General features: G+C 67.1%; 7 protein-coding genes. 1 reads left to right on the top strand and 6 read right to left on the bottom strand.

Annotation, left to right across the window (positions count from 1 at the left end):
* Positions 1 to 85 precede the first annotated feature (85 nt).
* Both ACFC4D_RS45675 and ACFC4D_RS45670 read right to left on the bottom strand, forming a co-directional pair.
* Positions 86 to 2632 (bottom strand): ATP-dependent Clp protease ATP-binding subunit, encoded by a 2547-nt coding sequence (locus ACFC4D_RS45675; RefSeq protein WP_376073154.1) that lies wholly within the window; start codon positions 2630 to 2632, stop codon positions 86 to 88.
* A gap of 144 nt (positions 2633 to 2776) precedes the next feature.
* Positions 2777 to 3007 (bottom strand): hypothetical protein, encoded by a 231-nt coding sequence (locus ACFC4D_RS45670; protein ID WP_364628731.1) that lies wholly within the window; start codon positions 3005 to 3007, stop codon positions 2777 to 2779.
* 265 nt (positions 3008 to 3272) lie between these two features.
* On the opposite strand from ACFC4D_RS45670, the gene ACFC4D_RS45665 reads away from it, so the two are divergent.
* Positions 3273 to 6986, top strand: a complete 3714-nt coding sequence (locus ACFC4D_RS45665; protein ID WP_376073152.1) for a BTAD domain-containing putative transcriptional regulator — start codon at positions 3273 to 3275, stop codon at positions 6984 to 6986.
* A gap of 102 nt (positions 6987 to 7088) precedes the next feature.
* Here the strand turns inward: ACFC4D_RS45665 and ACFC4D_RS45660 are convergent, their stop codons facing one another.
* The 4 genes from ACFC4D_RS45660 to ACFC4D_RS45645 all read right to left on the bottom strand — a co-directional run bounded on the left by ACFC4D_RS45660 (position 7089) and on the right by ACFC4D_RS45645 (position 10583).
* On the bottom strand, positions 7089 to 7433 hold the full coding sequence (locus ACFC4D_RS45660; protein ID WP_364628725.1) for an Lsr2 family protein: 345 nt from the start codon (positions 7431 to 7433) through the stop codon (positions 7089 to 7091).
* Between the two features lie 134 nt (positions 7434 to 7567).
* Positions 7568 to 8233 (bottom strand): Rv3235 family protein, encoded by a 666-nt coding sequence (locus ACFC4D_RS45655; RefSeq protein WP_375955737.1) that lies wholly within the window; start codon positions 8231 to 8233, stop codon positions 7568 to 7570.
* Positions 8234 to 8351: 118 nt separating this feature from the next.
* Positions 8352 to 8999, bottom strand: a complete 648-nt coding sequence (locus ACFC4D_RS45650) for a hypothetical protein (protein WP_376073149.1) — start codon at positions 8997 to 8999, stop codon at positions 8352 to 8354.
* 90 nt (positions 9000 to 9089) lie between these two features.
* Positions 9090 to 10583: a flavin-containing monooxygenase gene (locus tag ACFC4D_RS45645; protein ID WP_376073147.1), complete on the bottom strand. Its 1494-nt coding sequence runs from the start codon at positions 10581 to 10583 to the stop codon at positions 9090 to 9092.
* Positions 10584 to 10644: the final 61 nt, after the last annotated feature.

Raw genomic sequence — 10644 nt, 5'->3', positions numbered from 1 at the left:
CATGCTTTTGGCCGGGATCCACACGAGGCGGCGCATCAGCGGAGGGTGTGGATCCCGGCCAAAAGCGCGCCGGGATGACGGGGGCTCAGCGGCTCTTGGATTTACTCGATTTCGATTTGCCGTGGCCGTTGGTGGAGGGACTCTTGTCGATCGAGGCGATGGTGCCTTCGCTGGTCTTGGCACCGTCGCGGTGCACGGCCTCGATGACCAGGCCGTTGGCGTCGGCGTCGATGCGGACCGTATCGCCCGCGCCCAGCGCGCCGTCCAGGATCTGTTTGGCCAGGGCGTTGTCCATCTGCTTCTGCACGGTGCGGCGCAGTGGGCGGGCGCCGAATTCGGGCTGATAGCCGGTGTCGGCGAGCCAGTCCATGGCCTTATCGGTGACGTCGAGTTCGATGTCCTGACCGCGCAGGCGGCGGCGGGTGCCGTCCAGCACCAGATCCACGATATTGCGCAGCTGATCGCGGTCCAGGCGGTGGAAGACGATCTGCTCATCGAGGCGATTGAGGAACTCGGGCCGGAAGTGCTGGCGCAGCCGTTCCTCCAGCTGCGGCGTAATCGATTCCAGGTCACCGTCTTTCGCGGCCAGGATGATGTCCGAGCCGATATTGCTGGTGAGGATCACGATGGTGTTCTTGAAATCCACCGTGCGGCCCTTGGAATCGGTGACCCGGCCGTCATCGAGGAGTTGCAGCAGCACATTGAACACATCCGGGTGCGCCTTCTCCACCTCGTCGAACAGGATCACCGAATACGGCTGGCGGCGCACCTTATCGGTGAGCTGGGCGGCATCGTCGTAGCCGACGTATCCGGGCGGCGCGCCGACCAGCCTGGATACCGTGTGCTTCTCCTGGAATTCGCTCATATCGAAGCGAATGAGCCGGTCCTCGTCACCGAATACGGCCTGCGCCAGCGCTTTCGCGAGTTCGGTCTTGCCGACGCCGGTGGGCCCGAGGAACAGGAACGAGCCGATCGGCCGATTGGGATCCTTGAGTCCGGCGCGCGCCCGGCGCACCGCCTCGGCCACCGCGATAATGGCCTCGTCCTGGCCGACCACTCGTTTATGCAGCACCTCTTCGAGTTTCAGCAATTTCTGCCGTTCCTCGACGGTGAGATCGGCGACCGGGATGCCGGTCTGGCGTGAGATCACCTCGGCGATATCGGTGACCGTCACCTGCTGCACCTCGGCGGAGGCGGCGTCGTCCGAGCCGGAATCCTTTTCCGCCTTGGCGATTTCGTCCTTGAGCTTGTTCGCCTTCGCGTAATCCTCACCGGCGACGGCGGCATCCTTCTCCCGGCGCAGGCTCGCCAGCCGCTCCTGATGCTCACGCGCCTCGGGATCCAGTGTGCGCGTGCGCAATCGGACGCGCGCACCCGCCTGATCGACCAGATCGATGGCCTTGTCCGGCATGAACCGGTCGGTGAGATAGCGATCGGACAGTTCGGCCGCGGCGATCAGCGCCTCGTCGTCGTAGTGCACCTGGTGATGCTCCTCGTACACATCGACCAGCCCGCGCAGGATTTCGATGGTGTCGGTCACCGACGGCTCGGACACCATGACCGGCTGGAAGCGCCGCTCCAGCGCGGCGTCCTTCTCGATGTACTTGCGGTATTCGTCGATGGTGGTCGCCCCGATGCAGTGCAGTTCACCGCGCGCCAGTGCGGGTTTGAGCAGATTGCCCGCGTCCATCGCGCCCTCACCGCCGCCGCCCGCGCCGACGATGGTGTGCAGCTCATCGATGAAGATCACCAATTCCTCGGAGTGCGCGCGCACTTCGTCGAGGATCTTGGTGAGCCGCTCCTCGAACTCACCGCGATACTTGCTGCCCGCCACCAGCGAACCCACATCCAGCGCGATGACGCGACGACCCGCGAGCGTCTCGGGCACATCGCCATTCACGATGCGCTGGGCCAGGCCCTCCACGATGGCGGTCTTGCCAACGCCGGGATCGCCGATGAGCACCGGATTGTTCTTGCGCCGCCGGGACAGGATCTCAACGGTCTGCTCGATCTCCTGGGCGCGGCCAACGACCGGATCGACCTTGCCCGCGCGGGCCTCGGCGGTGAGATCGCGGCCGTACTCGTCCAGGGTCGGGGTATCGCTGGGTTCCTTGGGCGCGTTGGCGGTCGGGAGTTTGCCCGCGCCCGCGAGCGCCTGCGCGGCCGGGGTGTCCGGGCTGGCGGCGATGCCGAGCAGGATGTGTTCCGGGCCGATATAGCTGCTGCCCGCCTCGGCCGCGCTGCGCTGCGCGTTGCGCAGGGCCGCCTTGGCCGCCGGGCTCAATGCCAGGGCGTGCCCGCCGCCGTGCGCTCCGATACCGCTGCCCGCGGCGCTGCGCATCTGTTCGCGCAATTGTTTCGGGTCCCGGCCGATCTCGGCGATGATGCTGGTCGCCGGTTCGGTGTCGGCGGCCGCGTAGAGCAGATGCTCGGGGGTGATCTCGGCGCTGCCCCATTCGTGTGCGGCCGCGCGGGCGCCGTCCACGACGGCCTTGGCGCTTTCGCTCAGCAACCGCGTCAGGTCGATGCGCTGTACCGGTGGCTGGGCCGTCATACCCGACCCGAAGAAACGCTCGAAGATATCGTCGATGGAGTCGAAGGAGCCCCTGGAGCTTGGCCAACCCTGAGTCATTGTCACCTCGTGGCATCAGGCGGGCGCGCCCGTTTCACGGCAGCCAGGACGCGCCAGCATACGAATGGCGAACTCGCATCCACACTAGCGACCGGGCTCGAAAGGGCAAGGGACCGTAACGCGTTTGTGTTCAGTTCCCGGCGGTCACTCCGCGCCGGCGCCCACCGGGGCGAAGGGCGCGTAATCGCGTACGTGGCCCTCGGTCCAATCCCAGAGGGACATGGGATCCACCGCGACGCCGCGCTGCAGAATCAATCGCCAACTGTGGTCCTGCTTCTCCCAGATATCGCCGTCACGGTCGACGTAGAAGCCGTCCGCGGCGGGCTCGACACCGCTTTCTCCGAATCCGCTGGGGAAATCGCATTGCTCCAACATGTCGGACACCCTCTTCCTCAGGTTCGCTTCCACCCGAAAGTATCCGGCACGCCACTTCCGATTCACTTCCGGTGGGGTTGCCCGGCGGGTGAATACCGTATGCGCGGCGAACAATGTTCCGTAGCACGAGATTCGGGCCGCGCTCCGGCACGGACATAACTATCCGACAACTATTGCGCAAACTTTTGGCATCTTCGAGTTTTTGCGAGATAGTGCTCTTCTTGCGGCGAACGTCCAGTTTGCTTCCGGGGTGTCAGGAGGGTGGATGACAGGGCCGGAGATACGGGTGCTCGGCCCGCTGCGCCTGACCCTCGGCGGTGAGCGGATCGCGCTCGGCACCCCGATGCAGCGGGCCGTACTCGGACGGCTGATCGTGGGGCGCGGCCAGGCCGTGCCCGCCGAACGGCTGGTGGATGACCTGTGGGCGGGGATGCCGCCGCCCAAGGCCGCCTCGGTCCTGCAGGTACACATTCACAATCTGCGGCGGCTGTTCGAACCGGATCGGGCACGCCGCGCGCCCTCCCGATACATTGTGTCCGAATCGTCCGGATATGCATTGAAAATCGCCGAGAATGCCGTGGACGCATGGCAATTCGAACAGCAACTTCGGACCTATCAGGAACTGATCAGCAATCCCGAGACCCGGCCCGCGCCCGGTGAGCGCAACGCCCTGCTGGAGACCGTGCTCACGCAATGGCACGGGCCCGCGCTGGAAGCCTTCGCCGACTTCGAATGGGCCGCCGCGGAGGCGGATCGGCTCACCGATCTGCGCCTCACCGCCGTCGAACTCAATGCGCAGGCGAAACTCGAACTGGCGCGGGCGGGTGAGGTCGTCATCGAACTGCGCGCGCTCTTCGACGAACACCCCGGACGCGAAGAACTCGTCCGGCTGCTCGCCACCGCGCAATATCAACAGGGCCAGCAATTGGAGGCGCTCACCACAATTCGGCGCTCCCGCGAATTCCTCAGCGACGAATTCGGCGTCGACCCGGGACCGGGACTGCGGCACCTGGAGACCGCGATCCTCACCCACGCCGCCGAACTCACCGTTCCCGGCGGACTGCTCACCGTCGCCGAGACCGCCGAACCGCATCCGGCCACCGTCGGCTATTTTCCCGAAACCCCTTCCGCCACCGGCTACTCCGGTGAACTCTCCGAACTGCTCACCCTCTCCGAGAACGCACGGGCCGGACGGCTGCGATTGGCGTGGATCTCCGGCGAAGCCGGGATAGGCAAGACCACTCTCGCCGAGAGCGCGCTATCCGCGCTGACCGCCACCGGCTGGATCGCGGCCACCGGCAACTGCCCGGAAATCGACGGAGCGCCCATGGCCTGGGCCTGGACCGAAATCAGCGCGACACTGGACAGTGCGGCGGCGCAACCGTTTCCGACCGGTGACGATCTCCGCCGGGCAGGAGTGATCGGCGACAGCCGCGGCGATGGAACCGGGTGGGCCGGAGGGACGCCCGACAGCCGCACCGGCGGGGCCGAGGACGCGTTCACGCTGTCGCGACGGCTGGCTCAATCATGTAGGCAGGCGGCGGATTTCGGGCCGGTGGTGCTGCTGCTGGAGAATGTGCACCGGGCCGATGCGGCGACCCTGCAGGTGCTGCGGCAGGTGGTGCATTGGCTGCGGGATGAGCCGGTGCTGGTGATCGTCACCGCGCGGCGCTCCGAGGCAGGGCCGGAAGTGCGCAATACCGCCGCCGCCCTCGCCCGGTCCACCTCCGTGCAGATGGAATTGAGCGGACTGGATCAGGCGGGGACGCGACAGGTCGCCGAGGCCGCCGGACTCGCGCCGCTGGGGCCGGAGACGCTGGCGCAATTGCACGGCCGCACCGGCGGCAATCCGCTTTTCGTGCGGGAACTGGCGAAGCTGCTCGCCGCGCACGGGAATATCGAGCAGGTGCCGGACTCCATTCGGGAGATCGTCGACAATCGCATCGCACGGCTGCCCACCGGCGTCGCCGAAGTGCTGCAACACATTTCGATCTGGGGCAGCGGTATGGACCTCGGGCTGCTCACCCTGGCGTCCGGGCTGGGACAAGACGCCCTCATCGATCTGATCGCCGCCGCCGAGGCCGCCGGGCTGGTGGGCACCGACAGCACCGGCGGCATCCGATTCGTGCACGCCCTCATTCGCGATGCCGTCTACCTCGGCATCCCGCCGCTGCGCCGGGGCCGAATGCATTGGGCGGCACTGGAACTGCTGCGCTCCCATGCCGATTCCCAGCCCGCCCTGGCACGCGACCCGGATGTGCTGGCGCGGCACGCCATCCTCGGCGCCAGCACCGAAACAGCTAGAGCCGCAATAGAATACGTGCGCACCGCGGCGCGCCGACGGACCGCCCAGCGCAATCGCGCGGAATGCGTGCGCCTGCTCCGAGCCGCGGTGGAACTGCACGAACTCGCCGGTGACACCGCGGAGCACGCCGAATACGCCGATCGCGTCGCCCTGCTGGATACGCGCTGCGCCCTGGTCACCGCGCTGGCCTACGACAATATGCACCGTGAGGCCCGCGCCGAACGCGCCCGCGCCCTCACCCTCGCCGAAACCCTGGGCTCCCCCCGCCTGCGCGCGCAGGCCCTGACCTGCTGGCGCGCCCCGGTCATCTGGGCGATCCGGGAATGGCGCACCCCCGACCACCGCATGCGACAGGCCCTGTCCCGCGCCCTGGCCCCCTACGGCATCACCTACCCCGCCGCATCCTGGACCACCGAATCGGTCACCGGAACACCCGCCGCACGGCAATCATCACTCGCACGCGACAGCGAAACGGCCTTCGCGCCGGGCAGATCCCCCGCGACCGACGGCGAGACGACCGCAACGACACCACGGTCAATGGGGCCGAGTGCCGGACAGGGGCAATCGCCCCGATGGGACGCCCACGCGGGCTCCGCGCGGGGCGAACCCCGTTATGCCCCCGGCGAATTCATCTCCGATATGGATCTGTCGGCGCAGCGGTTGCGGGCGTCGGCGGCGGAGTGGGGTGTGGCGGAAGGGCTTTCGCTGGAGGAGTTGGTGCGGTTGTTGATCGCGGCGACGTTCGAGGCGGGGCTGGAGGAGTATGAGGCGGGGCAGCGGTTGGCGCGGGAGGCGCTGGCGCTGGCCCGGACGCTCGGCGATACCGAATTGTTCTGTGCGGCAGTGAATGCGGTGACGTATCTGGAGTACGACTACGGGGTCGACTTCTTCGCGTTGATCGCGGAGTTGGAGTTGGTGGCCGCGGGGGCGGGGCTGGCCGAGTATCAGGCCGTGGCGCACTATATGGAATACCGTGCGGCGGTGGCGCGGTCGGATCTGCGGGAGGCGGGGCGGCTGGCGGCGCAGGCGGTGGAGCTGGCCGACGAGGGGCAATTGCAGTCGCTGCTGGATCTGGTCAGCTGTTTCGCGGCGAGCCTGGAGCTGCTGCGCGGCGAGGTGGAGCCCGCCGAGCGGCTGTACGAGCAATTCGGCAGGCGGATAACGCGTTCCGGGATCGCCAACGCGGCCGAGGCGAAGTTGTTCTGCGCGCTCGCGATCGGATGGGCGCGCGGCGATCTGTCGGTGCTGGTGGGCCGATTGGGCGAGACCTACACGCTGCTGCCGGGGACCTTCGGACAGGCGTACGCGCTCTCCCTCGTGCACGCCGGTGATACCGACCGGGCGCGTGCGGTCTACCGCGAGACGGCCGGGGTGCGCGAGGAGATGTATCCGATGCTGATGTCGGCATTGCGCGCGCATACCGCCATCGCACTGGGCGAAACGGACGATATCGCGGCGCTCTATGAATACCTTTTGCCGCATTCGGGCGCGATCATCGGCAGCGAAACCAGTATGGCCTCGTTCGGACCGATGGACGCGGTACTGGCCACGCTCGCACAGGCACTCGGCGATACCGCCGCGGCGACCGCGCATCGCGAACGCGCCAAGCGGCAACTGGAGCGAATCCGGACCGAACTTCCGATAGCCGGAAATTCGCTACTTCGCCTTGCTTAACATCTGGGTCGGAAATTTCCACTCGGAATGACAGCAGCCGGTGACCGGAAGGCCACCGGCTGCCGCCGAATTTCCCTACGGGCGAGGGTTAATCGCCCGGTATTACTTCGCCCGCTGGTAAGCATCGACGATCTCGGCCGGGATACGGCCGCGCGAGGAGACCTGATGGCCCTGAGCGCGCGCCCACTCCCGAATCGCGGTGCTTTCCTCCCGGTCAACGGCCGGACGAGTACGCCCGCCCGCCGCCGTGACCTTGCGCTGCTTGGAACGACCGACCTTGCGGGCCTTCTCGGTCCAGGGTTCGAGAGACTCCCGCAGCTTGCCGGCATTCTTGATCGACAGATCGATCTCGTAGTCCAAGCCGTCGATCGAGAAAAAGACTGTCTCGTCGGCCTTCGATTCGCCGTCGTAGTCGTCAACCAGAGTTACGGTGACTTTCTTCGCCATGGACTGCCCTTCCACGTAGAGGTGCCGCTATTCGCCGAAATGCTAATGCCGCGGCGGGGTAGTTTCAAACCAGGCGCGAATGGAATTCGGTGAGATCAGACTATTCTGCTATTACCGCGGAGACCATCCGGTCTTCAGCACACCCGGAAAACGGTCAACCGCCACCCGGAACGACCGCGGACAATACGGGCGGCAAGTGCGAAATGTCGCGTTCCCCGGTCGTATCCCGCGCACACTTCCGCGGCCCCCGCACCGGCCATGATCACATCGATCCTGGTGAGGGTGGCGGCGCCGAGTTCACTCCCGGGGGCCTGCCCGTGTTCGGCCAAAGTGCGCAGTACCGCGATCACACTCGGCTCCGCGAGCGGGCGCAGTTGTACCGGTGAGCGCCGCCCGTCGAGCACCTCGAGAGCCAACCGCAGTGCCGCCCCGGCGAATTGACGCGGGGCGGTATCGCCCGCGTCACAGGGGTGTGATTTCGCAGCGTGCGAAGCCTGTAATACCCGTTGTAGCGCAACGGTTCCGGTGCGCCGCGCGGCCGCATTACGCATGACGTGATTGCGACAGGAGCGCGGGCTCGATTGCGCCGCCGATTGCGTTCGCGCCCGGGCGCGCCGCCGCGCGGGACGACTCCGGGAGCGGATACAGGGCGCTGTCGCGGGTTCGAAATCGGGTGCGGGCAGCATCGTGGCAACGCCGGAAATCGGTATCGCCGCAATGCCGGAAATCACCGCGGCGGCACCCGGAATCGACCTCCGGGCAGCGCCCGGAATCAGTATCGCGGCATCACCGGAAATCATCTACGCTCCCCTCCCCGGCGGATTCAGCCGGCCGTAACGGCAGCCTGACATGCGATGTAGCCAGCGGTAAACCCCAAGTGCGGCTTCGCGCACCCCTTGCCGGAATGTCGCGCGCGGGCTACTTCAGCAGCGCCAGCCGCCCGGCGAAATCGGTGGGCAGATACAGCAACGGGCTCGTCGTCCACGGCTGACCGGACTGCGGATCGTACTGTGCGGGCATCGCCACCCCGGCGGGCGCGAAGGCATGGAACCCGCGCTTGGCCGTGGTCCGGGTGGCCCGCCACAGGTGATCCTGGAACGCCACCACGGCAGCGGCGTCGGAAGCCGCCGCGCCGCCGCGCAATTCCGCGACCTTGGCCGCCACGCCGTCGGTGGAGAGGTAGACGAGCGTGCCGTCGGCGGCACGATCCGGATCGATCGAAATCACATCGGTCAGGCCGTACCGCTCCCGCAGCACCTGCGCGATCTCGGTCTGCGCGTACACCGGAACAGCTCGATCACCGCGTGCGGCCACCACGGCCGCGGCCAGCGCCTCGTTCACCGGACCCGGTTCGCCGATGGTGCGCGTCGAATCCGTGCCGGGCGCAAGCCGATTGCCGAAGCTGTAGGCCACGATCAGCGTCGCGGAATCCGCCGGTGCGGTGGGCACGGTCCACAGGTCCACCGCGGCGGGCGGAGCGGCCTGCGCGGCCGCGGGCAGCAGCCACGCCGCCGATCCCAGCACCGCCATGGTCGCCACCGCCGCCGCCGTCCGCTTCGCTCTCACGAATCCGATGCTAACGACTGGCAATTCACAGCCCACTGTGACCTACCACACGCCGAGCGGTGCGGCCGCATCAGTGCGCGGGTAGCGAACTCAGACCCGGGCGGGGGTCTTCGCCGCCACCGGGCGCAGAGTCTTGCGCAGATCGGTGCGCATGGTGGTGGCCGAATCGATGAGGTAGTTCTGGCGCACCTGCCACGGATGCCGGTCGCCCTGGCGCGGGAACTCCGAAATCGAGCGCTGCACATAGCCGGAGGCCAGATCCAGCAGCGGACGCTCACCCAGAGCGCGATCGGGCTGCGGGACGACGGCCCGGTACCCGCTGCGATCCATATAACCCAGCACCTTGCACACCAGGCGCGAGGACAGGTCGGCGCGCAGCGTCCAGGAGGCGTTGGTGTAGCCGATGCAGACCGCGAAATTCGGCACGCCGGTGATCATGGTGCCCTGCCAGACGAACTGATCGGCCAGATCCACCGGAGCCCCGTCGACCGAGAGGCCGATACCGCCGAAGGCGAGCAATTGCAGACCGGTCGCGGTGATCACCACATCGGCCTCCAGCACCCGCCCGGACTTCAGCCGAATCCCTTCCGGCACAAAGGATTCGATGTGATCGGTGACGACCTCGGCCTTACCCTTGCGCATGGCCTTGAAGAAGTCGGCGTCCGGCACCGCGCACAGCCGCTGATCCCACGGGTTGTAGTCGGGGGTGAAATGCTCGGCCACCAGCGCGTCATCCTTGAGGATGCGGGCGGTGAGCCCGGTCAGCATCTTGCGCGCGGATTCCGGGCGGCGGCGGCAGTACTGATAGAAGCCGACATTGAACAGAATGTTCTTGGTGCGGATCACCCGGTGCGCCAGCCCCGGCGGCAGCAGTTCGCGCACCCGGTCGGCGATCTTGTCCCGGCCGGGCACCGCGGAGATCCAGGTGGGGCTGCGCTGCAGCATGGTGACCTTCTCGGCCTGGTCGGCCATGGCGGGCACCAGGGTCACCGCGGTCGCGCCGCTGCCGATGATCACGACCTTCTTACCTGCGTAATCCAGGTCCTCGGGCCAGAATTGCGGATGCACGACGGTGCCCGCGAAATCGCCGATACCGGGGAACTCCGGCTCATAACCGTGGTCGTAGTTGTAGTAGCCCGCACAGGAGTAGAGGAAGCCACAGGTGAGCGTGCGCTGTTCGACGCTGTCGCCGGTGCGCGTCTCCAGGGTCAGCGTCCAACGGGAATCGCCGCTGTCCCACTGTGCGGCAAGCACTTTGGTGCCGTAGCGAATGTGCTTGTCGATGCCGTTCTCGACGGCGGTCTCGGTGATGTAGCGCAGGATGGCCGGGCCGTCCGCGATGGACTTGGCATCGGTCCACGGTTTGAACGGGTAGCCCAGGGTGAACATATCGCTGTCCGAGCGCACGCCCGGATACCGGAACAGGTCCCAGGTGCCGCCGAGCGCGGCGCGCGATTCGAGCAGGGCGTAGCTGCGGCCGGGGTGTTCGGCCTGCAATCGATACGCCGCGCCGATGCCGGAGAGTCCGGCCCCGACGATCACGACGTCTAGATGCTCGACTGTGCTGGAGGTCGCGGCGCTCATGAACTCCAGTCTGCGTCCGCCGGGCCCGCCCTTCTTGACTCTGCGCGACAAGTATTTGATT

Source organism: Nocardia sp. NPDC056000 (assembly GCF_042269265.1).
In the GTDB taxonomy this organism is placed as follows: domain Bacteria; phylum Actinomycetota; class Actinomycetes; order Mycobacteriales; family Mycobacteriaceae; genus Nocardia.
This window is presented reverse-complemented; position numbering and strand designations above follow the sequence as displayed.

Coding starts and splice junctions, on each gene's coding strand:
- ACFC4D_RS45675 (WP_376073154.1), bottom strand. CDS start 2,632: ATGACTCAGGGTTGGCCAAGCTCCAGGGGCTCCTTCGACTCCATCGAC.
- ACFC4D_RS45670 (WP_364628731.1), bottom strand. CDS start 3,007: ATGTTGGAGCAATGCGATTTCCCCAGCGGATTCGGAGAAAGCGGTGTC.
- ACFC4D_RS45665 (WP_376073152.1), top strand. CDS start 3,273: ATGACAGGGCCGGAGATACGGGTGCTCGGCCCGCTGCGCCTGACCCTC.
- ACFC4D_RS45660 (WP_364628725.1), bottom strand. CDS start 7,433: ATGGCGAAGAAAGTCACCGTAACTCTGGTTGACGACTACGACGGCGAA.
- ACFC4D_RS45655 (WP_375955737.1), bottom strand. CDS start 8,233: ATGATTTCCGGTGATGCCGCGATACTGATTCCGGGCGCTGCCCGGAGG.
- ACFC4D_RS45645 (WP_376073147.1), bottom strand. CDS start 10,583: ATGAGCGCCGCGACCTCCAGCACAGTCGAGCATCTAGACGTCGTGATC.